This window comes from Mycolicibacterium sp. XJ1819, assembly GCF_053483675.1.
Window position 1 is genome coordinate 16,198 of sequence record NZ_JBEFST010000013.1, and the last position, 24,013, is coordinate 40,210.

Annotated in this window: 23 protein-coding genes; 11 read left to right on the plus strand and 12 right to left on the minus strand. The window is 67.6% G+C overall.

Features of this window, described 5'->3' with window-relative positions; all coding sequences use genetic code 11:
• Positions 1-112: 112 nt before the first annotated feature.
• The 4 genes from ABQE89_RS15535 to ABQE89_RS15550 are packed head-to-tail and all read right to left on the minus strand — an operon-like array spanning position 113 to position 4,241.
• Complete coding sequence (locus ABQE89_RS15535; RefSeq protein ID WP_448418070.1) at positions 113-1,027, minus strand: LLM class flavin-dependent oxidoreductase; 915 nt, start codon at positions 1,025-1,027, stop codon at positions 113-115.
• Between the two features lie 12 nt (positions 1,028-1,039).
• Positions 1,040-2,002 carry a DUF7064 domain-containing protein gene (locus ABQE89_RS15540; RefSeq protein WP_448418072.1) on the minus strand — a complete coding sequence of 321 codons (963 nt, stop codon included), beginning with the start codon at positions 2,000-2,002 and terminating at the stop codon, positions 1,040-1,042.
• A complete protein-coding gene (locus tag ABQE89_RS15545) occupies positions 1,999-3,390 on the minus strand; it encodes a phosphotransferase family protein (protein WP_448418074.1) in 1,392 nt (463 codons plus the stop codon). Before ABQE89_RS15545 ends, ABQE89_RS15540 begins: the two co-directional genes overlap by 4 nt.
• Positions 3,387-4,241, minus strand: coding sequence for an SMP-30/gluconolactonase/LRE family protein (locus tag ABQE89_RS15550; protein ID WP_448418076.1), 855 nt, complete (start codon positions 4,239-4,241; stop codon positions 3,387-3,389). Before ABQE89_RS15550 ends, ABQE89_RS15545 begins: the two co-directional genes overlap by 4 nt.
• Positions 4,242-4,325: 84 nt before the next feature.
• Between ABQE89_RS15550 and ABQE89_RS15555 the strand changes: the two genes are divergently transcribed.
• Positions 4,326-4,838 (plus strand): DinB family protein, encoded by a 513-nt coding sequence (locus ABQE89_RS15555; protein ID WP_448418078.1) that lies wholly within the window; start codon positions 4,326-4,328, stop codon positions 4,836-4,838.
• Here the strand turns inward: ABQE89_RS15555 and ABQE89_RS15560 are convergent.
• The gene (locus tag ABQE89_RS15560) at positions 4,835-6,388 is read right to left on the minus strand and encodes an MFS transporter (RefSeq protein WP_448418081.1); all 1,554 of its coding nucleotides are present in this window, start codon (positions 6,386-6,388) and stop codon (positions 4,835-4,837) included. The genes ABQE89_RS15555 and ABQE89_RS15560 overlap by 4 nt on opposite strands.
• Positions 6,389-6,467: 79 nt before the next feature.
• On the opposite strand from ABQE89_RS15560, the gene ABQE89_RS15565 reads away from it, so the two are divergent.
• A complete protein-coding gene (locus tag ABQE89_RS15565; protein WP_448418391.1) occupies positions 6,468-7,067 on the plus strand; it encodes a TetR/AcrR family transcriptional regulator in 600 nt (199 codons plus the stop codon).
• A 78-nt stretch (positions 7,068-7,145) separates the two neighbouring features.
• Here ABQE89_RS15565 and ABQE89_RS15570 read toward each other — a convergent pair whose 3' ends face one another.
• The 3 genes from ABQE89_RS15570 to ABQE89_RS15580 are packed head-to-tail and all read right to left on the minus strand — an operon-like array spanning position 7,146 to position 10,806.
• Positions 7,146-8,093 carry a VOC family protein gene (locus tag ABQE89_RS15570; RefSeq protein ID WP_448418083.1) on the minus strand — a complete coding sequence of 316 codons (948 nt, stop codon included), beginning with the start codon at positions 8,091-8,093 and terminating at the stop codon, positions 7,146-7,148.
• Entirely contained in the window at positions 8,093-9,304 is a 1,212-nt protein-coding gene (locus ABQE89_RS15575) for a CaiB/BaiF CoA transferase family protein (protein WP_448418085.1), read from the minus strand. Before ABQE89_RS15575 ends, ABQE89_RS15570 begins: the two co-directional genes overlap by 1 nt.
• A complete protein-coding gene (locus ABQE89_RS15580; protein WP_448418087.1) occupies positions 9,301-10,806 on the minus strand; it encodes an aldehyde dehydrogenase family protein in 1,506 nt (501 codons plus the stop codon). Before ABQE89_RS15580 ends, ABQE89_RS15575 begins: the two co-directional genes overlap by 4 nt.
• An 83-nt stretch (positions 10,807-10,889) precedes the next feature.
• Here ABQE89_RS15580 and ABQE89_RS15585 point away from each other — a divergent pair, with 83 nt between their 5' ends.
• The 5 genes from ABQE89_RS15585 to ABQE89_RS15605 all read left to right on the plus strand — a co-directional run bounded on the left by ABQE89_RS15585 (position 10,890) and on the right by ABQE89_RS15605 (position 15,890).
• Positions 10,890-12,065 (plus strand): acyl-CoA dehydrogenase family protein, encoded by a 1,176-nt coding sequence (locus ABQE89_RS15585; protein WP_448418089.1) that lies wholly within the window; start codon positions 10,890-10,892, stop codon positions 12,063-12,065.
• Positions 12,066-12,067: 2 nt separating this feature from the next.
• On the plus strand, positions 12,068-13,057 hold the full coding sequence (locus tag ABQE89_RS15590) for an acyl-CoA dehydrogenase family protein (RefSeq protein WP_448418393.1): 990 nt from the start codon (positions 12,068-12,070) through the stop codon (positions 13,055-13,057).
• 15 nt (positions 13,058-13,072) lie between these two features.
• Complete coding sequence (locus ABQE89_RS15595; protein ID WP_448418091.1) at positions 13,073-14,215, plus strand: acyl-CoA dehydrogenase family protein; 1,143 nt, start codon at positions 13,073-13,075, stop codon at positions 14,213-14,215.
• A gap of 101 nt (positions 14,216-14,316) precedes the next feature.
• A complete protein-coding gene (locus ABQE89_RS15600; protein ID WP_448418395.1) occupies positions 14,317-15,060 on the plus strand; it encodes a FadR/GntR family transcriptional regulator in 744 nt (247 codons plus the stop codon).
• Positions 15,057-15,890, plus strand: a complete 834-nt coding sequence (locus tag ABQE89_RS15605; protein ID WP_448418093.1) for a PaaI family thioesterase — start codon at positions 15,057-15,059, stop codon at positions 15,888-15,890. Before ABQE89_RS15600 ends, ABQE89_RS15605 begins: the two co-directional genes overlap by 4 nt.
• 51 nt (positions 15,891-15,941) lie before the next feature.
• Here ABQE89_RS15605 and ABQE89_RS15610 read toward each other — a convergent pair whose 3' ends face one another.
• From ABQE89_RS15610 to ABQE89_RS15620, 3 genes are read right to left on the minus strand one after another with little or no spacing between them, the layout of a single operon-like run.
• On the minus strand, positions 15,942-16,751 hold the full coding sequence (locus ABQE89_RS15610) for an enoyl-CoA hydratase/isomerase family protein (protein WP_448418095.1): 810 nt from the start codon (positions 16,749-16,751) through the stop codon (positions 15,942-15,944).
• A gap of 1 nt (position 16,752) precedes the next feature.
• The gene (locus ABQE89_RS15615) at positions 16,753-17,913 is read right to left on the minus strand and encodes a thiolase C-terminal domain-containing protein (RefSeq protein ID WP_448418097.1); all 1,161 of its coding nucleotides are present in this window, start codon (positions 17,911-17,913) and stop codon (positions 16,753-16,755) included.
• Positions 17,910-19,133 carry a Zn-ribbon domain-containing OB-fold protein gene (locus ABQE89_RS15620; protein ID WP_448418098.1) on the minus strand — a complete coding sequence of 408 codons (1,224 nt, stop codon included), beginning with the start codon at positions 19,131-19,133 and terminating at the stop codon, positions 17,910-17,912. The genes ABQE89_RS15615 and ABQE89_RS15620 overlap by 4 nt, the downstream gene beginning before the upstream one ends.
• 128 nt (positions 19,134-19,261) lie before the next feature.
• Here ABQE89_RS15620 and ABQE89_RS15625 point away from each other — a divergent pair, with 128 nt between their 5' ends.
• The 4 genes from ABQE89_RS15625 to ABQE89_RS15640 are packed head-to-tail and all read left to right on the plus strand — an operon-like array spanning position 19,262 to position 23,149.
• On the plus strand, positions 19,262-20,101 hold the full coding sequence (locus tag ABQE89_RS15625) for an SDR family oxidoreductase (RefSeq protein WP_448418100.1): 840 nt from the start codon (positions 19,262-19,264) through the stop codon (positions 20,099-20,101).
• Positions 20,102-20,111: 10 nt separating this feature from the next.
• The gene (locus ABQE89_RS15630; RefSeq protein ID WP_448418102.1) at positions 20,112-21,260 is read left to right on the plus strand and encodes an acyl-CoA dehydrogenase family protein; all 1,149 of its coding nucleotides are present in this window, start codon (positions 20,112-20,114) and stop codon (positions 21,258-21,260) included.
• Complete coding sequence (locus tag ABQE89_RS15635; protein ID WP_448418104.1) at positions 21,257-22,333, plus strand: acyl-CoA dehydrogenase family protein; 1,077 nt, start codon at positions 21,257-21,259, stop codon at positions 22,331-22,333. Before ABQE89_RS15630 ends, ABQE89_RS15635 begins: the two co-directional genes overlap by 4 nt.
• A gap of 36 nt (positions 22,334-22,369) precedes the next feature.
• Complete coding sequence (locus ABQE89_RS15640) at positions 22,370-23,149, plus strand: SDR family oxidoreductase (protein WP_448418106.1); 780 nt, start codon at positions 22,370-22,372, stop codon at positions 23,147-23,149.
• 26 nt (positions 23,150-23,175) lie between these two features.
• Here the strand turns inward: ABQE89_RS15640 and ABQE89_RS15645 are convergent, their stop codons facing one another.
• A complete protein-coding gene (locus ABQE89_RS15645) occupies positions 23,176-24,003 on the minus strand; it encodes an enoyl-CoA hydratase/isomerase family protein (protein ID WP_448418108.1) in 828 nt (275 codons plus the stop codon).
• Between the last annotated feature and the right edge of the window lie 10 nt (positions 24,004-24,013).

Consider the following 24,013-nt stretch of genomic DNA (forward strand, 5'->3'; position numbering starts at 1 on the left):
CGCTCCCTTTGCATTGAGTTAGACGATTGTAATATATAGCCACCGAACCGGACGCACGGCGTGGGTGTTCAACCCCTCTCGAGCCGAGATTGGTTAGACGATTCGGGGGAACTTACCCGCCGAGCAGGCCGGCCACCTCGTCGCTGAGAGTGATCAGCGCGTCATCGTCCTCGGCGACACCGTTGAGCAGGATGTCGTTGAAGCCGAGTTCGACGAACGGCGCTGCGGCGGCGGCGATGTCGGCAGGTGTTCCGCACGGCGTGTAGCGCTCGAACTTGGCGAACGGGATTTTGTACAAGTCCTCCATCACCGGTGCCACCAGCGATCTGGCCTGCTCGACGGACGACCCGAGTCCGCACCACATCATCAACGCGTGTCGGGTCGGCGGCGTCGCGCGGCCCCGCGCGTGCGCGGCGATGACCTCCAGCGCGCCGGCGGCGCGGTCCGGGGTGATCCACAGCGCGATCCAGCCGTCGCCGGCCCGACCGGTCCGTCGCAGCGCGGCCTCGGAACGGCCGCCGACGAGGATCGGCACCGCGGGGTCGGGGACGGGGCGGATGATCGCGCCGGGAATGTCGAGGAACTCATCGTCGACGGTGACCTCCTCGCCGGCCAGCAGTGCGCGTACCACGTCGAGGTGGGCGTCGAGGCGACGGCCGCGTCGTCGGGGGTCCACCCCGCAGATCTGCAGTTCGTGCGGGTCCTCGCCGCCCAGCCCGATACCGAAGACAAAACGGCCCGAAGCGATTTCGGACAGCGTCGCGACCTGACGCGCGACGGTCACCGGATGCCGCAGTGCCAACAGGTACACCGCGGTCCACACGCTCAGTCGCGGAGCCGCCACCGCCACCGCGGTGGCCTCGAGCAGACCGTCGTAGCCCGTCCCGTCGTGAAAACTGACGTGGTCGCCGGAGAACACGCCGTGGATCCGGGTGGCTTCCACCTCGGAAGCCCAATTCCGTAGGCGTTCGGTGCTGCCGCGGGTGGCACCGCGTGGGGTACGGACGACGATCCTCGGAGCAGCCATAAGTGCAATGATCTAACCATAGGAGGTGCGCGACGCGGTCGCCCTGCCCGCCGCGCGCAAGGCCCGCCACTCGTGCATCGGCCACACGTCCTGGTCCTCCCCCGCCAGCCGGGTGCCGTCGACCTCCCAGGACAACAGTGTGCACGCGCAGATGTGGTTGGCGGTCGAGAGCAGCAACCGGCTCTCTCCGCGCGCATACCCGCTGATACGTTCGCCGCCTTCGGTTTCCGCCTCGACGTCGATACCGACCACCCAGCCTTCGACAGGGTCACGCTCGACGCGGCGGGTTCCGGCGACGAGCCGGTCGAGCCGGTCTCCACGGCGTAGGTAGCCAGAGTAGATCTGCTCGACGGAATCCTCGGCCGACGGCGCGGTGAAGGTCAACAGGCTCAGCTCCGGACCGGCCGCCCACGTGTAGCCGACCCTGCGGTAGCCGCGCTCGGGCCGCGGCCCCCACGACCGGTCCCGCATGGCGAAGCAGTCGACGGGAATCGACTCGCCGTCCAGGCGGATGGTTCCGGTGACCCGGCCGGTCTGATCGAAGTGGTGTGCCTTGGGATAGGGCGGCTCGCCTGTGCGCAGCGGCACCGGCGGTTCCAGCGCGTCGAACCGCAACTCGGCGCGCATCCGGTCCCGGTCGTCGTAGCTGACGTCGTAGGCCATCAGTGGCTCGCGCACCCGTACACTCATGCCGGTGGGAAAATCGATTCGCCCCGAACCGGTTTGGGTCGGCGGCTTCAGATGGGCGAAGTACTCGTAGAACGGTGCGTCCATGGGATGCGGGCTGCTGTCGTCCCACAGCCACATGCCCCCGGCCGTCACGCCCGCGTTCTGCCGAACCGACGCGTAGATCCAGCCACCGATGCGGCGCGCGGGAACGAAGTAGGAGAACCAGAACGTCTCGTTCTCGTAATGGGAGTCGCCCGGCGGGTGCAGAGCGTCGTCCTGCGGGCCGAAGACATTCTCGATGGTCATGATGACTCGTTGTGCAGCGTGCGTGTCGCGGGTAGCGGGTCGAACCGGCGGTCGGCCAGTACACCCATCGCCGGCCGCATCAGTTCGAGTTGCAGGTACGCGCGTTCGCACAGATAGCCGACGAGTTCGAGGTCGTTCAGCGACTTCTCGGTGATGCCGGTCGCCAGCTCTGCGCGACCTTCGGGCACCGACGCCGGCCGGGTGCCGAGCAGTGCCTGCAGCCGATCGAGTTCCACCTGTTCGGCGGCGCGGCCTCGGCGATCGACCTCGCGCAGATACTTGGTCATGCGCGCCAGCCCCTTGCCCCGCAGCGCGACAAAAGGATCGGCGGTACCGGGGACGATGATGTCGCGCAACTGGGCCAGCATCACGTCGTATACCCATTGGTGCTCGGTGATTTCGGCGTCGAGGTGAACCGAGACGTCATCTGTCAGCTGGTATTGCTCGGCGAGCGCGTCGGCGAACAGCCTGTTGTGCAGAGTCTCGTAGATCAACAGATTGCCGATCTCGGCGAGAGGGTCATACTCCACCGAGCGCCGAAAGCCCAAAATCACCACCTTCAGCTCGGCGAACAGGCGGTAGTAACGCAGGCGGTCGAGATCCACCGTGGTCCCGGAGGCGCGCTGGTAGTCGGCGAGCCGGTCGACGAAGTCGGTGAACGGCTCCTGCACTGCCCGCAGCGCCAGCCAGCCGAGGTCGTCCATCGGGTCGCCGAAGTGAGCCAGTTCCCAGTCCAGAACGGCGGTGATGTGACCGTCCCGGTAGAGGAAGTTTCCGGGGCCGGTGTCCCCCTGGACGATCACGGGGTCGATGTCGGGCGTGGGAATGTTGGCCTTCAGCCACGCGAGGCCGAACTCGATGGTGGGATCCTTTGGAGGACCACCGAACCGGTAGAGGGATTCCCAACGGGTGATGTCGGCTTCCACGCAGGCGTGCACCGATTCCCGCGGTTCGTCGAGGTCGACGTTGGCCGGGTCGACTCTGTGCAGGGCGGCCAGCGTCGTCATGAACTCGCGCGCGATCGTCAAGCGGTGCTGCTCGTCGGTGAGCCGGGAGAACCACGTCTCGCCGGGAACGCGCTCGCACAGTACCGCCTGCAGTTTCGGGTGCGACCCGACCAGTCGGGGCACCGGCACCTCGAAGTCCTGCAGTGCGGCATAAAACCGTGACTCACGGTCGAGGGTGAACGGATCTCCGGTCTCGGCCGGGTCGGAGCGGTCATACCGCAGAAACAGCGGCATGCGTCCTTTCCGTGGCCCGTCGACATCGATCAACCAAGCCTCGCGCCTGCCGCCACCCGGTCGGCGTTGCGCACGAGCATGGTCGGCTCCGGTGAGATCCTTGATCCACGAGAGGATTTCTGGTGGTAGCTCGGCACTTTGCGTCATGCCACTCCTTGTGGGGCGGGAACCTCGACGCGCACCGTGTCGATTCGGCCGTGAGAGTCTCCGCGAAAGAAGCGGTTGACGTCGGTCTCGGCGGTGAGCAGAAACAGAGTGCGGCCGTCCGGCCCGCCGAGTTCGACGGCGGTGGCCCACCGTCCCGAAGTCGCGATGGTGTCGGTGATTTCACCGCCGTCGAGGACGCGGACGAACTTTTCCTCCGCATAACAGCCGACCCACACCGCGCCCTCCTCGTCGAGTGCGAGGCCGTCGGGATGCATACCGGGAAGGTCAGCCCATACCCGTCGATTCGACAGGCGTCCGTCCGGACCGATGTTGAAGGCGGTGATTCGCTCGGCGAAGGTTTCGTTGACCAGCAGACGATGGCCGTCCACCGTCACCACCGCGCCGTTGGGGAAGGCCATGCCGTCGGCGTCGAGGGTCGCGGTGCCGTCGACCGAGACCCGTACGACTCCTCCACCCGGCGGTGCACCCTTGGCATCCGGGGCCATGGTGCCGACCACGCCGACATAGGCGACACCCTCAGCGGTTACCGCCATGTCGTCGAGGTGACCGGACGCCGCGGCCCGCAGGTCCGCATACAGCTGCGGGCGGCCGTCGCGAATGGCGTACAGACAGGTCGAGTCCATACCGACGACCAACGGTGTCCCGTCGGGCAAAAACCCGAGGCCGCCGGGCATCTCGTCGAAGACGGCCATGGTCTCCAGCGAGCCGTCGAGACTCGTCGTACACACGCGCTTGCCGATCATGTCGGAGAACCACAACCTGTCGTGTCGCCACCGCGGTGCTTCCGGAAAGGCGAGATCTCCGGCCAGGGGTGTGATGGACGAGCCCACCTCATCGTTTCTACATCGTTTCCACCCTGCCGGGCGCGACACCGTAGGTTCTAGGCTCAAGTGTCGTCGGTAAAGGGAGCCGCAATGCAAGACCGCTGCGACGAGTGCGCGTTCGACCAGTCAGCGACGCCGCCGGCCAAGGTGGCCGTCGCACTTGAGCAGGTGGCGCCGCAGATTTGCGAGAGCATGCGGTCGATCGCTTCGGATGTGTTGCGCCGGCGGCCGCGACCCGAGGTGTGGGCGCCGATCGAGTATCTCGGGCACTTGCGTGAGTCGATGGCGTTCCATCGGTGGCTGATCGAAAAGGCCCTCGCAGAGGACGATCCCACGGTGCCGATGGTGGATCCGGACGAATCGGTGGCCGGTGCGGGCTACCGCGACGCCGACCTCGAGGACCTGATCGCCCAGTTCGAGCGCCGTATCCAGCGCCTCAACGCCCAACTCGGCGCACTACCGCCCGACGCCGAACGGCGCGTCATCACGTTGGGTGGGCAACCGATCACCGTGGCGCTGGTGGCCAGGAGCGCCTGGCATGAATGCCACCATCATCTCGGCGACATTCGCCGGTTGGGCGGGCAGACGACGACCGAGCCTTAGACCGTCAACGGTTCCTCGACAGGTAGGTCGTCGCGTTTGGCGTGCCGTCCATACGGCGGCGGTTCACGTTCGGGCATCCACAGCGCGAGAATCAGAGCGCTCGCGAAGGTGGCGAGGGCCAGAATCAGCGCGGCCTGGCTGTGGCCGTCGACGAAGGCGGCTTTCGCCATGGCGACGAGTTCGGCCGACGGGCCCCCATCCGGAAGCACCTGCAGGGCGGCGACAAGGGAGTCGGACACCGGCTCCCTCGCGGGAGGTGGAACATGGGCCAGCACGGGCCGGACCTGGTTGGAATAGCCCGCCGCGAGAACGCTTCCCGCGATCGCGATACCGAAGGCCGCGCCGACTTCACGGGCGGCGTCGTTGACCGCCGCACCGACCCCCTGATCCTGTTCGGAGACCGACGTCATGATCGCCGTCGTCGCGGGCGCCATGCACAACCCCAGCCCCACCCCGATCACCAGCAGCGGCCAGAGGATGTCGACGTACTCGATGTCGACCGTGAGCCGGCTCAGCAGATACAAGCCGGCTCCGATCAGCAGGAACCCGGGCACCGTCAGCAGTCGCAGACCGATGCGGGCATCCAACCACGGCGCCACCGTCGACACCGCCAACAGCGGAATACCGAACGGTGCGATCGCCACAGCCGATTGCAGGGGTCCGTAACCGACGATCAGTTGCAGGTACTGCACGATCAGGAAGGCCAGCCCGAACATGACCATGAACTGCAGGGCCACCGACAGCGCACCGCCGCCGAAATGGCGGTCGGCGACCAGCCGCAACTGCAGTACCGGGTGAGCGGTCCGCAGTTCGGCGACCACGAACACCACGGTCGCGACCGCCCCGCCCGCGAACATCCCGAGCACCGTCGGATCGGTCCACCCTCGTGCCGGCGCCTCGATGAGCGCGATCACGATCAGCCCAATCGCGGCCACCACAAACACCGATCCGACGAAATCGAATCGGTGACGAACGGTTTGGCGGGATTCCGGCAACGTCAACGCGGCGATCAACAGGGCCACACCGCCCGCGGCGAACCCGACGAAGATCGACTCCCACGACCACCATTCGAGCAGCAGTCCAGAACACAGCAGGCCGAGGATGGCTCCGGAACCGGCCACCCCAGCCCACACGCTGACCGCTCGACCACGTTGCGCCGCAGGGAATGTCGCGGTCATGATCGACAGCGTCGAGGGCATCATCAAGGCCGCGCCCACCCCGGCCAGCGCGCGTGCGACGATCAGCCAAACGGGGTCGGCGAAGAACAACGGGAGGACCGAGGCCGCCGAGAACACCGCCAGCCCGGCGACGAGGACGGCCCGGCGACCGTAGCGGTCGCCGAGCGCACCGGCGGGCAGCAGCAGACAGGCCAGCACCAGCGTGTAGCCGTCGACGATCCAGGTCAGTTGCGCCTGGCTGGCCCCCGTCGCCGCGGCGATGTCGGCGAGCGAGGTGTAGAGCGCGGCCATGGACCCGAGGACCAACGCGACCGTGAGACACGAAACCGCCAGGGTCCACTTCTGATGCCCGGATAGCGTGGACGATTCCATATGACACTCCCGCCAATTTCAGCTACTATCGGTAGCGCTGCGCTACTATGAGTAGCATAAGTTGCGGGACGGAGCCAAGATTTCCACCGACACACCGGTAGCCGATGCCGGCGGAGACGTCGATCCTCGGCGGTTGCGGTCACGTGCGCGGTTGCTCGATGCGGCGGCGCGCCTCCTGACCACCGGCGGTGTCGAAGCCGTCACCGTGGACGCCGTGACGCGGGCATCCAAGGTCGCCAAGACCACGCTATACCGCCATTTCGGCAGCGCCACAGATCTTCTCGCCGCAACCTTCGAGCGAATCCTGCCGCAGGTCACCCCGCCTCCTCCGACGGGGAGCCTACGAGAACAGCTGATCGAACTGCTCAGCCGACAGGCTGAGCTGCTTCACGAGGCGCCGTTGCACCTCACGTTGTTGGCGTGGGTGTCGATGGGCCCGACTGACGACGGCTCGCGAAGTTCGCTGCGCGCCCAGGTGATCGAACAGTACCGGCGGCCCTTCGACCGACTGCTCCACAGCCCCGAGGCGCGCGAACAACTCGGCGACTTCGATCTGACGCTGGCCCTGGCCCAACTGCTGGGACCGCTGATCTTCGGGGTGATGACCGGCGTGCGCACCATCGACCGTGAGGACTGCATCCGCATCGTCGACGATTTCTTCGCCACCCACCGCCCCTGATCTTCCTCCGCGAGCAGACGCAAAATCCGCTGAAAAGTGGCAATTCGGCGGATTTTGCGTCTGCTCGCGGGAAGAAAATTAGGAGAAGAACTTCAGCGGACGCTCGACGAACTCGAACACCACCCCGTCCGGCGATCGCAGGAACGCGATGTACAGCCCGTCGATCTTGGTGCCGGGCAGCGGACACCACACCGGCTCACCGCGCTGCTCGACCCAATCCGGTACGGCAGCAAGGGCTTTCTCGACGCTCTCCACACGCAGCGCGCACCGGTATAGGCCTTGGCGGTTACCGCCCCACGGCACCGGTTCGTCGCCGACGGTGTCGGGATGCTGCACCACCGACACGGTGAACTGGTGCCCGTCCTCGGGCAGCACGAAGCGGGCGACCACGCACTCGGCCGGTTCGCCCGCACCGCCCGGCGCCAGCTGCTCACCGGAGACCGGCACCAGCGCGGGTGCGGACACCTCGACGAAGCCGATCGCGGTCAGGAACTCCGCGGTGGCCACCGCATTTATCGCCGCGATCCGGATGCCGGAGAACAACGCGCCGTTCGAGGCATCGACATCCGGTGGCGCTTCCGCCAATTCGACGACCGCTCCGTCGGCGTCGAGTGCGAGCACCGCCTTCGCTCCGGAGATCAGCCCGTCGACCGGTTCGCTGACCGTCACGCCGACGTTGCGCAGCGCCGCGGCCGCCGCATCGAGGTCGGCCACCCGCATCAGGGCCGACCTGATCCCCGGCCGGGTCGCGTCGACTCGTGTGTCACGCAACAGCGGCGGTTTGCGGTACTGGATCGCCTCCAGCGCGCAACTGGCCCGGCTGCCCCGCGAGTCGTAGAAGAACACCGTGGAGCAGTAGGTTTCGTCGTCGATGCCGAGGATGGCGCCGTTGGTGGCGACGTCCGGGTCGGTGCGCATCCGCGCCGACAACCCGAGCACGCCGGAGTACAGCCGATCGGTCGCGTCCAGCGACTCGCAGTTGAGGTTGACGTGCAGAAACCGCCGCGCGAGATCTTCGGATGCCACTACAACACCACCGATTTCACTTTGAGATCGATGATCTCCTCCTCGCCGAACCCCAGCTCGGACAGCAGCGCGTCGGTGTGCTCACCGTGGCCGGGAGCGCACTTCAGCGACAGCGGCGTCTCGTCGAACTGCACTGGGCTGGCCGCCAGCGCGAACTCGTTGCCGTTGGCGTCGGTGGTGCGCGGCAGATAACCGTTGGCAATGGCCTGGGGGTCGTCGTGCACCTCCCGCGCGGTGCGCATCACGTCCCACACCCCGTCGAAACCCTCGAACGCCTTCTCCCAGTGGGCAAGGTCTTGGGAGCCCAGCGTCTTGCGTAACTCCGCGACGCATTCCGCGCGGTTCTCGAAGCGCACCATCGCGTTGGCGAACCGCTCGTCGTCGATGAGGTCGGGCCTGCCCAATCGCGTGCAGAAGTCGGCCCAGAACCGGTCGGCCTGCAGCAGCACGAACGCGATGTGGCGGCCGTCGCGGGTCTTGTACATGCTCGCCACGGGGTTGGGCATCTCCGACAACGCGAACCGCGGGATGTCTTCACCGGTGATGCCCGCCCCGACGATGTCCGGACCGAGCTGCCAGATCGCCGCGCCGAGCAGCGAGACGTCCACCACCGACGGCTCACCCGTGCGTTCGCGTTTGAACAGCGCCCCGGCGATACCGGTGGCTATCGACAGCCCACCGTAGACGTCGCCGAACGCCGGCCGCTGCAGCGGCGGATAGGAGCCGTCACCTGCGGCGTAGGCCTCGCCGACGCCACCGCGCGCCCAGTAGGCGGCCAGGTCGTAGCCGCCCTGCGCGGCGAGATCGCCCTTGGTTCCGTAACCGTGGCCGCGGGCATAGATGATCTTCGGGTTGCGCGCGCGCACCTGCTCGACGTCGATGCCCATCCGCTGTCGCGAATCGGGTAACAGGTTGGTGAGGAACACGTCGGCGGTCTCGATGAGCTTCATCAGGATCTCCAGCCCGTCGGGACTGGAGGTGTCCAAGCCGAAGCTGCGTTTGCCGCGGTTGGGCTGTTCGATGAAATGGTTGACCCCGCCCGCGCCCGCGACGATGCCCGAACTGATCAGGCCGCGTTGCGGGTCACCGGTTTCGGGGTGTTCGATCTTGATGACGTCGGCGCCCCAGTCGGCCAGTACGGCACCGGCCGCGGGTACGAAGGTCCACGATGCGAGTTCGACGACGCGAACTCCGTTGAGAATGTCGGTCACTGCGCGGACTCCAGCGGGTAGGCGATCGTCTTGGTCTGCAGGTACTGCTCGAAGCCCTCGAGCCCGTTCTGCCTGCCGATACCGCTCATCTTGTAGCCGCCGAACGGCGCGTCGGCCCCGTAGTACATGGCGCTGTTGATCATCACCGAACCGGTACGGATGCGCCTGGCGACGGCCATCGCTCGTTCGGTGGACCCCATCACCGCACCGGCAAGGCCGTAGGTGGAGTTGTTCGCCAGCTCCACGGCGGCGTCGTCGCCGCCGTCGTAGGGCGTGATCGACAGCACCGGTCCGAAGACCTCCTCCTGGAAGATCGTGTGATCCGGTTCGACGTCCGCGACGACCGTCGGGGCCACGAAGTAGCCGCGCTCGAGGCCCTCGGGCGCGCCACCGCCTACCGTGACGCGGCCGCCGTCGCGCTTGGCGATCTCGATGTAGTTGAGTACCCGGTCTCGCTGCTTGGCCGAGACCAGCGGCCCGCAGAACGTATTCGGGTCTGCCGGATCACCGACGGCCAGCGCGCCGAAGGTCGCGGTGGCCACCTCGACAGCCTGGTCGTAGAACTTGCGCGGCACCAACATTCGGGTGGCCAGCGCACACCCCTGCCCGGAGTGCATCAGCGCGCCGATGCAGCCCGGCAGCGCGGTGTTCAGGTCGGCGTCGTCGAGCAACAGATAGGCCGACTTGCCGCCGAGCTCGAGCATGTTGCGCTTCATCGTGTCCCCGGACAGGTTCTGAATCAGCTTGCCCACAGCCGTCGACCCGGTGAACGACACCATGTCGACGCGTGGGTCGGTGGCGAGCACCTGCGCGATGTTGTTGTCCGACGCCGGAACGATGTTGACCACACCGGCGGGGATGTCGGTCTTCTCGGCGATGATGCGACCCCAGCGCAGCGCGCTCCACGGCGTCTCCATCGCCGGCTTGAGCACCACCGTGTTGCCGGTGGCCAGGACCTGGCCCAGCTTGTTGCTGATGATCTCGAACGGGAAGTTCCACGGAGTGATCGCGCCGACCACACCCATCGGTTCCTTGACCACGACCCGGTTGTAGGGCTCGCCCATCTTGGCGTCCTGATCGAGCATCCGCTCCCACGGGAACTTCGAGATGAATTCCGCGGGCCACCTCACCGCGTCGGCCAACGGCCATTCCAGCTGGGCGATGAACGTCATGCCCACGGTCGCGCCGACCTCGGCGATCAGTTCGGCGCGGATGTCCTCCTTCTCCTCCTGCAGCGCGTTGTGCAACTGCATCAGGCAGTGCTGACGGAACTCGTGGTTGGTGGCCCAGTCGGTGGTGTCGAAGGCGCGCCGCGCCGCGGCGATGGCTTCCTCCATGTCGTCGGCCCCGGCATCGGTGGCCACGCCCAGCACTTCCTCGGTCGCGGGGTTGAGGTTGTCGACGGTCTTGCCGGTCGACGAGTCCCGCAGTTGACCGTCGATGTAGAGCCGGCCCTCCGGGTTGAACTGGACGGTTGTGGCGGCAACCGATGAAGCCGTCATGGTGCTTCCTCTCGCTGGACTGTGGGCGTCCGCTAGTGTACCTGTTATAGATAACTGTTTAGCTGATTCGAAGGGGGTACTCGGTGCCAGCCCCTAATTCGCAGGTCGCCCAGTTCCGGACCGATTTCCGAGACTATCTTCGCACCCTCGATTGTGCGGAGGACTGGCGTTCTGCGGCCTTCCGGACCGCCGAGGAGGGGCTCGCCCACGACGCCACCGTGATGGCACGCCTGCACGCCGACGGCTGGAACCGGTACGGCTGGCCCGAGGAGGCCGGCGGGCTCGGCGGCGACGAGATGCTGCGCGCCGTCTACTACGAGGAGCTCGGCTACGCCATGCTGCCCATCCCCGCCCAGCAGTGGACGCTGGAGGTGATGGGCCCGGCCATGCTGAAGTTCTCCCCCGCCTTGGCCGCCGAGTTGTTGCCGAACTATCTGTCGGGTGCCGAATGGTGGGGCCAGGGCTTCTCCGAACCGGAGTCGGGCAGCGACCTGGCATCGCTGCGGACCCGCGCCACCGCCGACGGCTCCGGCGGCTTTGTTGTCAACGGCCAGAAGATCTGGACCAGCCAGGGCGCCACGGCCAAGAGGGTTCTGGTGCTGGTACGCACCGGGGCGCCGGAGAGCAGGCACCGCGGACTGTCGATGCTGTTGATCGACACCGACTCCCCCGGCCTGACCATCCGGCCGATCGCGCTGGCCAGCGGTAGGCGCGAACTGGCCGAGATGTACTTCGACGACGTGCGGGTGCCCCGCGAGCGGCTGGTCGGCGAGGTCGACGGCGGCTGGGGCGTGACGATGTTCCTCATGCAGTACGAACGCGGCATGTACGGCTACGCGGTGCTCAACAAGGTGCTCACCGAGTTGGGGCGGCTGCGCGAGTACATGGTGACCTGCGGGTCGAGCGCGTCGCAGCGCGAACGCTTCGCGCGCACCTACGTCGACGTGATCGCCGCGCAGGCCCGCACCGGCGCGACCGTGCGCAAGCTGGCCGCGGGCCAGAGCGTCGGCCCGGACAGCAGCATCGACAAACTCCTGTTCGGCCGCGCCGAAAAGCAGGTCAATGACCTGATCCTCGACGTCGCGCGCGAGCACATGATGGCGGGCCGTGGCGTGGCCGACGACGCCGAACTCGACACCGGCCGCGCCGAGTGGTGGTACTCGCGCGCCGCGACGATCATGGGCGGCACCGCCGAGGTCCAGCGCGGCATCGTCGCCGACCATCTCCTCGGGCTGCCGAAGGAAAGGCGGGGCCAGTGACCATGCATGCACAGGCAGATCGGCACGACGAATCGTGGCCGATGGTCGAGGAGGCGGTGTTCCGGCTCTTCGACGAACTCGCCGCCAAGGGCGAGCACATCGCGCTGGGGCCGCGACTGGCTGAACTCGGCTGGGACGAGATCGAAGCCGAGTATCCGGTCGACGCGTGCGCGTTGTTGTTCCGCGCGCAGGGCCGCTCGCTGGCGCTGACCGACGCGCTGGACCGGGTGGTGCTGGCCGAACTCACCGCGTTGCTCGACGAACCGGCCGACGGGATCGTGCTGCCCGCACTCAGCCACGGTTGGTCGCCGAGCTCCAATGAGGACCAGGTCAAAGGCATCCTGGTGGGCCCCCTGCGCGGTCGGGTCGTGGTGCCGGTGTCACGCGCGCTGGGGACGGTGTCGATCACCGTCGTCGACGCCGAGCAGTTGGCCGGCCAGCGACTTGACACCTTCGACCCGTCGGTGTTCTGGACCCGCGTTGAGGGCTCGAGAACCGGCGAACTGATCGACGCCTCGACCGAGTGGGGCCGCGCGCTGTCCGCCGCGCACCGTGCGCTGGCCACCGAACTCGTCGCACTGGCCGACGAGGCATTGCGGATTGCGGTCGAACACACCAGCGTTCGCGTGCAGTTCGGCTCGCCGATCGGGTCGTTGCAGTCGGTTCGGCACTCCCTGGCCGACGCAGCCGCCGAACTCGAGGGCGCGCGTGCTCTGCTCACCGAGTCATGGCGCTACGGTGGGGTGCTGTCGGCGCAGAGCGCCAAAGTCGCTGCGGGCCGCGCACATCGGGCGGTCTGCGACGTCGCACTTCAGGTCTGCGGGGCGATCGGCCTGACCGCTGAGCACGATCTACACCGCTACGTGGCGCGAGGATTTCAGATCGACGCGCTGTGCGGATCACATCTGCAACTGGAAGCCCTGCTCGCCGACCGGCTGTTCGACATCTACATGCCCGGTCGCGCACTACCCGCCATAGCCAACTCCAATTGATGATCAAGGAACAAAATGCGCCGCAATATCTTTGAACCGGTTCACGACGAATTCCGCGCCACCGCGCGTGCGTTCTTCGAACGCGAATGCGTTCCGCACGTGGAGAAATGGGAACGTGAGGGCAAGGTCAGCCGTGAGGCGTGGCTGGCCGCCGGTGAGCACGGCTTGATCGGGTGGGAGTTCGACGAGAAGTACGGCGGGCTGGGCATCAAGGATTTCCGGTTCAACCAGATCATCTCCGAAGAGTTGTTCATGACCGGATCGGTCGGGATCGGTCTTGGGGTTCAGAACGACATCCTGATGCCCTACCTGAAGACGCTGACCACCGAAGAGCAGAAGCAGCGCTGGCTTCCGAAGTTCATCAGCGGCGAGTACATCGGTTCGATCGCGATGTCCGAACCCGCGGCGGGATCGGATCTGGCCGGCATCAAGACCACCGCGCGCGACGAGGGCGACCACTGGGTGGTCAATGGACAGAAGACATTCATCAGCAACGGCCTGCTGTCCAAACTGGTGCTCGCCGCGGTGAAGACCGACCCCTCGGCAGGTCACAAGGGCATCAGCCTGTTGATGATCGAGGACGGTATGGAGGGTTTCACCCGCGGCCGCAAACTGGACAAGATCGGGCAGTACTCCGCCGACACCGCCGAGTTGTTCTTCGACAACGTGCGGGTGCCCAAGGAGAACCTCGTCGGTGAATTGAACAGGGGCTTCTACCATTTGGTGTCCAACCTGCCCAGTGAGCGGGTCGGTGTCGCGTGCTACGCGCTGCCCGCGGCCAGGCGCGCGCTCGAATTGACCAAGGCGTATGCGTTGGAGCGCACGGCATTCGGCCAGCCGATCGGGAAGTTTCAGGTCAACCGGCATTTCATTGCCGAGATGCAGGTCAAGCTCGACGCCGCGCAGACCTACCTGGACCAGTGCGTGTTGTCGGTCAACGACGGAACGCTTTCGGACGCGGATGCGGCCGGGTTGAAGTGGTGGACCTCCGAAGTGCAGTGGGAGATCATCGATCGCTGCCTCCAGCTGCACGGCGGCTACGGTTACATCAACGAATACGAGGTCGCCAGGCTGTGGCGCGACTCCCGGGTACAGCGGCTTTACGCAGGCACCACGGAGATCATGAAGGACCTGATGGGTCGGGCCATGGGGTATTGACGATGAGTTTGGTCACTGTCCTGGCGCGGAAACCGGTTTCGGAGCGCGCAATCAGTTAACCTGGCAAATAGTTAGTGGATTAGACACCGGTGGAGGTCGAAGTGGAGGTCACCAGCCTTCGGGAGCCGAAGATGGCCGATCGGGTGGCCACCGTGCTGCGCAAGATGTTCATCCGAGGTGAAATACCCGAGGGCACCATGCTGCCGCCCGAGTCGGAGTTGATGGAGAGGTTCGGGGTGTCGCGGCCCACGCTTCGCGAGGCGTTCCGGGTGCTCGAGTCCGAGTCGCTGATCGAGGTGCAACGCGGTGTGCGCGGCGGCGCCCGGGTCACCCGTCCTCGGCGTGAGACTCTCGCCCGGTACGCCGGTTTGATCCTCGAGTACGAGGGCGTCACGCTCAAGGACGTCTTCGAGGCCCGGGTCGCGTTGGAGATGCCGATGATCGTCGCCCTGGCCAAGGAACAAGACCCCGCGGTGATCGCCGAACTGGAGCGCATCGTCGAGCACGAGGCACAGGTGAAGCCCGGCAGCGAGGAAGCCGTGGATCAACTGACCGACTTTCACGCCGCGATCGCCCGCCTGTCCGGCAACAAGACCATGCAGATCATCAGCGCGATGCTGCACCACATCATCGAGAAGGCCAACCGGTCGCTGCAGCCCACCAAGGGCGACCGCGCCGAAGGCGCGGTCCGCCGCTCGGCCAAGACCCACAAGATGGTGCTGGACTTGATCAAGTCCGGTGACGCCGAAAAGGCCGGCGAGCTGTGGCGGCGCCACCTGCAGAAGGCGGAGGAATTCGTGCTTTCGGGCGCCGAGATGTCCACCGTCGTCGACCTTCTCGAATGACAGGACTGCCCGAGGCCTTCCGGGGCGATATCGAAACCCCCATCCATCTGCTCGGCCGATTCGGTATCGAGGTGCTCGAAGCCAGCGTCGAGGCCGAGACCGTGACGATGTCGATGCCGTTGGCGGGCATGCGCAATCCGTTCACCGGCCACCCTACGGTGGCCCCGCTGGGTCTGCTCGCCGACGCGGTCAGCGGCACGTTGAACCACTTCCGACACCACTCCGGTGAGTGGACGGTCACCACCGAGCTGACCGTGGAACTCAGTCCCGGCGGTGCCGAACTCGCCACGGCGCAGGGGGCCGCGCCGGTGATCGCCGCCGGACGTCTGCTCGGGCCCCGAGGCGGTACGTCGCTGTCGTTCTACACGCTGTCCTGCGGCGACACCGTGATCGGCGGCGGCACGGTGCGGTCCTACTTCGTCACCCCGGACACGGTCGCGCTCGACGAGCCGCCCGAGACATTGACGATCACCGCGCAGACCCCGCTGGCCGAGTTGATGGCCGTGGAGATCACGGCGACCGAGGAGAACCGTTGCGTCCTGCGCCAGAAGCGGGATGTGTTCCTCAACAACGCCGTCGGCGTCGTCAACGGCGGTATCGCCTCGTCCGGCCTGGAGCTGGCCGCGTCTGCGGTGGTGAACCAGTCCGGGCCGCCGATGCGTACGGCGTCGCTGCGGGTGAACTTCCTTCGGCCGTACCTCGCCGGTGAAAATTCGCGCTACGAGGCGTCGGCCACGCGGATCGGCCGCAACACCGCGGTCGCCGACGCGCAGGCCGTCGCCGACGACGGCCGGCCCGCGCTGATCGCCCGGTTGACGGCCTACCGCTAGCGATTTCGGCGTGGCTGGTCGCGCTACGCGCGACTCAGCCCGCCGAAATCGCTACTTTTTGGAGCGGGCGCGGAAGGCGGCCACCCGCTCGTGGAACTCCGGCGTGGTAAACGACGTGTATTCCTCGGCGAGGGCGTACTCCAGCACACCGAGCGCTGCGCGCGACAGGTGCATGTTCATCGCGACCTTCGTCGCGCGCAGCGCCTGAGAGGGCAGCTCGGCGAGGCGCTCGCCGATCGCCAGCGCGTCGTCGAGCACGGCGTCGTCGGTGGCCACCTGGGTGACCAGGTTGAGCTTTTCGGCGATCTCCGGGGTGATGCGATCACCCAGCAGCACATACTCTTTGGCCTTCATCAGACCGATCAGCAGCGGCAGCATGGCCGCACCGCCGTCGCCCGCGACCAGGCCGACCGCCACATGCGGATCGGCGAGATAGCTGCTCTCGCCCATCACCAGGAAGTCGCTGAGCAGGGCGATCGAACAGCCCAGCCCGACGGCCGGGCCGTTGACCGCAGACACCAGCGGCTTCGCGAAATTGATCACTTCGAGGAAAACCGTTCGCGCCTCGGTGATCTGGAACTGACGGGCCACCGGATCCTCGATCAGCCGACCGAACATCACCATGTCCCCGCCCGACGAGAACGCCTTGCCCGCACCGGTGGTGACCACGGCGCGCACGTCGTCGTCGGCCGCCAGCGCCCGCCAGATGGTGGCGAACGCGTGGTGCAACTCCTCGTTGACGGCGTTGAACGCCTCGGGCCGGTTGATGCGCACCACATGCACGTTGCCGGTCTTCTCGACCAGCAGCCACGGCGCGAACTCCTCGTAGCCGGGCAGGGTGGCGATTTCCGAAGTCGTCATGTCAGTCCTTGTCAGTGGAGAGAATGGTCACGGCGGAGACGGCTGTCGGTCCACCGATGTTGTGCGCCAACGCGTATCGTGCGCCGTCGACTTGGTTCTCGGCTTGGCCGCGAAGTTGGTTGAACAATTCATAGCACTGCGCGACGCCGGTCGCGCCCGGCGGATGCCCCTTGGCCTTCAGGCCGCCGCTGGGATTGACGGGTATCGCGCCGCCGACGTAGTTCTCGCGACCCTCGACCAGCTTGTAGGCCTCGAAACGGTCGGCGAAGCCCAGATCCTCGTAGCTGATCAACTCCACCCCGGTGAAGCAGTCGTGCACCTCGGCCACGTCGATGTCGCGGGGGGTGATGCCCGCCATCCCCATGGCGGCCTTGGCCGCTCGCACCGTGGGTGGGAAGGTGGTCATGTCCTGCTTGTGCTGGTGCATGACGCGGTCCATGCCGATCCCGACGCCGCGCACCCACACCGGTCGGTCGGTGTAGCGGTCGGCCACCTCTTCGGCGGCCAGGATCACCGCGGCCGCACCGTCGCTCTGCGGCGTGCAGTCGTAGAGGCCGAACGGTTCGACCACGATCGGCGCGGCCAGCGCCTGCTCGACGGTGATCTCGTAGCGCAACTGCGCCTTGGGATTGTTCAGCGCGTGGAAATGGTTCTTCACCGCGACCATGGCCATGTGTTCCTTGGTCGCCGGCGATTCGTGCAGGTATCGGGTGACGTGCAGGGCGAAGTTGGCCGGTGCGACCAGCCCGAGCGGGTAGTCCCAGGCGTTGTCGCGCGTCATCGCCGCCCAGTCCCAGAACGTGGTGTTCGACGCGGTTTCGCGCACCTTGTCCGCGCCGACCACCAGCACGACGTCGTAGAGCCCCGAGGCGATCGCCATCACCCCGTTGCGGATCGCGTCATTACCGGTGGCGCAGGCGTTCTCGACCCTGGTGACCGGGATCTCGGTGAGGTCGAGCGTGTCGGCGAGGATGCCCGACGGGAAGCCGTCGGTGGTGGACAGTTCACCGAACCACGCCGCCTGGATCTCGGATTTGGCGATGCCCTTGTCGACGTTTCCGACCGCCTCGGCATACGCCATCGGCACCAGGTCCTTGACGCCCAGTTCGAAGTGCTCGGCGAACGGGGTCATCCCCGCACCGACGATCGCGACGTTCCTCATGCCGGAACTCCCTCCTGCGTACGGCCCGGCCAGAAGGCGTAGCCGTAGTCGGGTATGCCTGTGCGGGTGGCGATCTTGCGCAGCACCACCTCACCGGGCTGGCCGATGGCTGCCTCGCCGGCGGGCACGCCCGTCACCTTCATCAGTACACGTACCGGGCTGTCGTCCAGTTGGACCAGCGCCAGCGAGTACGGGCTGGGCAGGTCGGGCACCGGAATACGGATCGTAGTGTGGGTGTAGACGGTGCCCGTACGTGGCAACGGTTCGAGCCGATACTCGTCGGCCAGCACGCCGGCGTCGTCGACCCGCACGCGCGGAGGGAACTGCGGCGCGGTGTCAATACCGGGGCGCTCCTCGAAAACAGCTGCTTCCCAACGGATCTTCGGTTCGAACGCGCGAGAGTAGGCAGGCATCGAGATCGGGATGCCGATGCCCTCGGCGGTCTGGTATCGCGGTAATTCGAGCGGCGCCACCTCGTCACGCGCGACGCGCACCGCGCCGCTGGCGATCGTGGCGACGCTGACCGTGGCCTGCTCGACCGCGACCAGCAGCCCCGCCGCCCCGCTCTCGAGCGCGCCGGCGAGCACCCGGATCGCCCCGGCGGCCGTGGACGACGGCTCTTCGGTGGCGCCGGTCGTGTCCAAGCCGCCGAGTTGCCCCGCGGGTGCACCCACCACGGCGGCCACCGAGGAGCCGTCCGGCAGGCCCAATGAGGCCAGCGTGGCGCGCACCCCGACCTCGCGCTGCAGCCGAGGGTCGGGATAGATGTGGCGGGAACCGTCGTCGCGACGCGCGGTCAGCGGCAGGCTGCGGTTCTGCCGGGCCACCGCGGAGACGTCGACACCGCCGGTTCCGGTCAGCGCCGCCGCCGCCCCCACGGCGAGATCGGTGTCGTCGGAACCGATCACCAGCGTGCCGGGTGCGGCGTCGGCGAGTTGGTCCAGTACGGCCGGCGCCCCGCCGAGCACCTCGGCGACCGGGGTGTCGCCCGCCAGCCCGAGCGCGGCCAGCAGCACGGCGCCGTTGCCACCCTCCACGAGCGGGAAGTTGCGCGAGACGAACACGACGCGCTGCGCGGTGGCGTCGGGGTCGGCGGCGCGCCCGGCGGCCACCGCCATGGTGAGCGCGTCCTCGTCGGGCCCCTTCACCCGCCGGTCCTTCTTGCCCACCCGCTCGCTCCACGGCGGCAGATAGGTGCCGATCGATACGACTTCGGTCATGTGGCCTCGCTTCGGCCCGGCCGCGGGTGGGCCGGAACATCCTCCGTTAATAAGCTATATAGTTATAGCATTTGGCGGTCCGGCGATCCAATGGAGGCGGCACGGTGGTTGATGCGGGTCCACGCAGCTTGAAAGATCGGGTGGTGCTGGTCACCGGCGCCAGCCGGGGCATCGGACGCGAAATCGCCGTACGCGCGGCCGCCGACGGTGCGTCGGTGGGACTGCTGGCCAAGACCGAGACCCCGAATCCCAAGATCTCCGGCACGATCGCCGAGACCGCCGAGCGTGTGTCTGCCGCGGGTGGCCGGGCGCTGCCGGTGGCCTGCGATGTGCGCGACGCCGCCGCCGTCGAGCAGGCCGTCACCGCGATCGCCGAGCGCTTCGGCGGCATCGATGTCGTGGTCAACAACGCCGGCGCGCTCGACCTGCGGCGCACACCGAAACTTCCGCCCAGGAATCTGCGCCGGTTGCTCGAGGTCAACGTCGAGGGGCCGTTCGCCGTCGTGCAGGCCGCGCTGCCGCACCTGACCCGGTCCGCCAACGCCCACATCGTCAACGTGTCCCCGCCGCTGAACTTGGCGCCCGAGTGGGTCGGCGCACACGTCGGGCACACCGTCGGCAAGTACGCGGAAAGCCTTCTCACCCTTGGCTGGTCGGCCGAGTTCGCGTCGATTCCGATCGCGGTGAACTCGCTGTGGCCGGCCACCACGGTGGCCAGCACCGGAATGATCGTCGCGATGGGCGAGGACACGATCCGCGCTCAGGCACGCGATCCGCGCATCATCTCCGACGCGATCGCGGCGCTGGTCACCCGCCCGGCGGCGGAATGCACCGGAAACTTCTACACCGACGAGGACGTGCTGCGCGGCGAAGGCGTCGGAGACTTCTCCGGATACCGCCTCGCCGCCCGCGAAGAGGATCTCAGCCCGAACTTCTACCTGGCTTCCGCGCCGCTGCCCTCGGTGTAAGGGTTGACACGTGGACTCCTTCGCCGCGCTCGGCGCGAACGAACCCGAACTGGCCAAGCTGCGCGCCTCCGTGCGGGACTTCGTGACGGCCGACCGCGCCGAATTCGGCTGGCGGCCCGCCGTCGACTCCTGGCTGGGCCGCTGGGACCAGGACTTCAGCGCCCGGCTCGGCGCCGCCGGTTTCGTCGGCATGATCATTCCGCGGGAGTACGGCGGCCAAGGCCTCAGTCACCTGCACCGCTACGTGGTGACCGAGGAACTGCTGGCCCAGGGCGCGCCGGTGGCCGCGCACTGGGTCGCCGACCGCCAGGTCGCGCCGGGACTGCTCACCTACGGCAACGAGGAGCAGCGCAAGCGCCTGCTGCCGCGGATCGCGGCGGGCACGCTCTTCTCGGCGATCGGGATGAGCGAGCACGCCGCGGGATCCGACCTGGCCGCCGTGCAGAGCAAGGCCACCCGGGTCGACGGTGGGTGGCGGCTGTCGGGCACCAAGGTGTGGACCAGCGGGGCCCATCTGGCCCATCAGGTCGTCGTGCTGGCCAGGACCAGTCCGGCCGATCCCGAGAAGCGCCACGCCGGCTTCAGCCAGTTCATCGTGCCGTTGGACGCCGACGGGGTGCGGATCGACCCGATCGAGTTGCTCGACGGCGAGCCCCACTTCAACGAGGTCGTCTTCGACGACGTGCTGGTGCCCGACGCCGATGTGCTCGGTGAGGTCGGCAACGGGTGGCGGCAGGTCACCTCCGAGTTGTCCTTCGAGCGCAGCGGACCCGAACGCCTGCTGTCGACCGCGCCGCTGATCACCGCCGCGATCCGGGTGCTGCGCGCGGGCCCGACACCGGATGACCGCACGGCAGAGGATCTCGGCGACCTGCTGGCGCGGTTGATCTCGTTGCGGCAGCTGTCGGTGTGGGTGGCGCGGACACTGACCGCCGAGCAGGACGCCGCCAACCAGGCGGCACTGGTCAAGGATCTGGGCACCCGCTTCGAACAGGACACCGTCGAGACCATCGCCGACGTGGTCGACCGGGTGCCGATGACGGCAGAACTCGCCGAGCTGTTGACCACGGCGCGGTTGCACAAGCCGGTGTTTACGCTGCGCGGCGGAACCAACGAAGTGCTGCGCGGGGTGGTGGCGCGGGGAATGGGGTTGCGGTGAGCGCACTTTCGGGCGGCGTGTTCGACGCCGCCACCGCCGACGACGACTACACCGAGCTGCGGCGGCTGGTCGACGACATCGGCCGACGCTCCTTCGACGCCCGGCTCGGCCGTCGGCGGATGCCCGATCAGTTCGACACCGACCTGTGGCGCAACCTCTCCGACACCGGGCTGACCCGGCTGACCAGCGAGCCCGATGCCGACGCTGGCCCGGTCGAACTGGCCGTCGTGCTGCGCGGTCTGGCCCGGCACGCCGGCGCGGTGCCGATTGCCGAAACCGACGCGCTGGCAGCGTGGTTGGCCAACACCGCCGGCATCGAACTGCCGGACGGACCGCTGACCGTAGCGATCGCCGACGCCGACGATCCTGGCGGCCGCGTCACCGGCGTGGCGACCGACGTGCCGTGGACCCGCACCGCGGCGGCGGTGCTGCTCGCCGCGCATGTCGGCGACACCTGGCGGGTCGGCCTCCTCGACCTCGACAGCGCCGGCATCGAGGACGGCCACAATCTGGCAGGCGAACCACGTGACCGCGTCACCTTCGACGTCAGCGCCGCCGATCTGCGGACCGTCGACCCGGCAGTCGGCACCGAACTGACGTTGCGCGGGTCGTGGTGCCGGTGCGTGCAGATGATCGGCGCGCTCGACGCCGCGGCGGCCATGACGGTGGACCATACCCGGCAGCGGGAGCAGTTCGGGCGCCCGCTGAGCAAGTTCCAGGCGGTCCAACACGCGTTGGCGGCGATGGCCGGCGACATCGAACGTGCCCGCGCGGCAGCCACTCTCGCGGTTGCCGCAGCCGCCGACCACGGGTTCTCGGCACCCCAGACCGAATACGCGGTCACCGTGGCGCGGGTGGCCGTGGGCCGCGCGGTCATCCCGGTGACGACGATCGCCCACCAGTTGCACGGCGCCATCGGCGTCACGGCCGAACACGCGCTGTGGCCGGTGACGACTCGCGCGCAGGCGTGGGCCACCGAATTCGGCACCACCGTCGGGCACGCCCGCCGCCTCGGCCGGATGGCGCTGGCCGCCGACGAACCGTGGGATCTGGTGGTCGGCAACGTGTCTTGACCTGACAACGAAATGTACTGATCTGGAAGGGAACTCATGGCAACAGACAAGTTCGAGGGTGCATCGGCCATCGTCTCCGGCGGCGCGGGCGGCCTCGGGGAGGCGACGGTGCGAAGGCTGCACGCCGAGGGCCTGGCGGTGGTGATCGCCGACCTCGCCGAGGACAAGGGCAAGGCGCTGGCCGACGAATTGGGCGACAAGGCGATCTTCGCCAGCACCGACGTCACCGACGACGATTCGGTCAACGCGGCGATCGAGCAGGCCAACACGCTCGGGCGGCTGCGCTACGCGGTGATCGCGCACGGTGGATTCGGTGTCGCGCAACGCATGGTCGGTCGCGATGGCAGCCCCGCGGACATGGACGGCTTCAAGAAGATCATCGACCTGTATCTGAACGGCACCTACAACCTGGCCCGGTTGGCGGCGGCCTCGGTGGCCACCGCCGAACCCGACGACGGCGGTGAGCGCGGTGCGCTGGTGCTCACGGCGTCGATCGCCGGATACGAGGGCCAGATCGGCCAGTCGGCGTACGCAGCCGCCAAGGCGGGGGTGATCGGTATGACGATCGCCGCGGCACGCGACCTCAGTTCGGTGGGCATCCGGGTCAACACCATCGCGCCGGGCACCATGAAGACCCCGATCATGGAATCGGTCGGCGAGGAGGCGATCGCGAAGTTCGCCGCCAACGTGCCGTTCCCGAAGCGGCTCGGCACGCCGGCCGAATTCGCCGACGCGGCGGCGTTCCTGCTGCGCAACGGCTACGTCAACGGCGAGGTGATGCGCCTCGACGGGGCGCAGCGGTTCGGCCCGCGGTAACCGACTTCACGGCGTGGACGGTCGGCTCACAGCCGGCCGTCCACCCGCAGGTCGGGATGCACCCAGGACGGCGACCGCCGCTGTTTGAACGCGACGAAGCCCTCCCGGGCCTCCGGCCCGAACATGCTGGTGTTCATGCCGATGCGGTCGAACAGACCGAGATAGTTGTCCAGGCTGGCCTTGACGGTCGCCCGCGCCGCCGGGGCGGTTCGACAGCATTGAGCCAGCACCTCACGGGCGTCGGTGAGCAAGCGGTCATGCGCCGCGACGCGGCTCACCATGCCCCACTCCAGCGCCTCGTCCGCCGTCAGCGTGCGACCGGTGAACAACAGATCCCTGGCGCGCACCGGGCCGATCAGGCGGGCCAGCATCTGGCTGTAGTAGGTGTCGGCGATGCCGCGGAACAACTCCGGCACCCGAAACTGTGCGTGTTCGCTGACCACGGCCATGTCACTGCACAGCGCGATCTGCAGACCGCCGCCCTGGCACAGGCCGTTGACGGCGGCCACCACCGGCTTCGTCGACTGACGCAGGGCGTCGAACGGCGTGACGTCCATGCCGAAGACGGTCGCGAAGTCGATCCAATTGTCGTCACCGCCCTGGCCGAGGTCGCCGCCCGGCGCGAAGACGTCGCCGGTGCCGGTGATGATCAACCCCGCGAGGTCGGGGTCGGCATTGGTGCGGCTGATCGCGTAGCGGATACCGAAGTACATCGCCGGGGTCATCGCGTTGCGCGCCTGCGGACGGTCAAGTGTGCAGGTCGCGATCGCGCCGTCACGGGTGAACTTCAGGTACGGGGTGCCCAGCCAGTCACCCTCGGGCGGACGCGCGCCGCCGCTGTTCGACATCGTCATGCCACCAAAT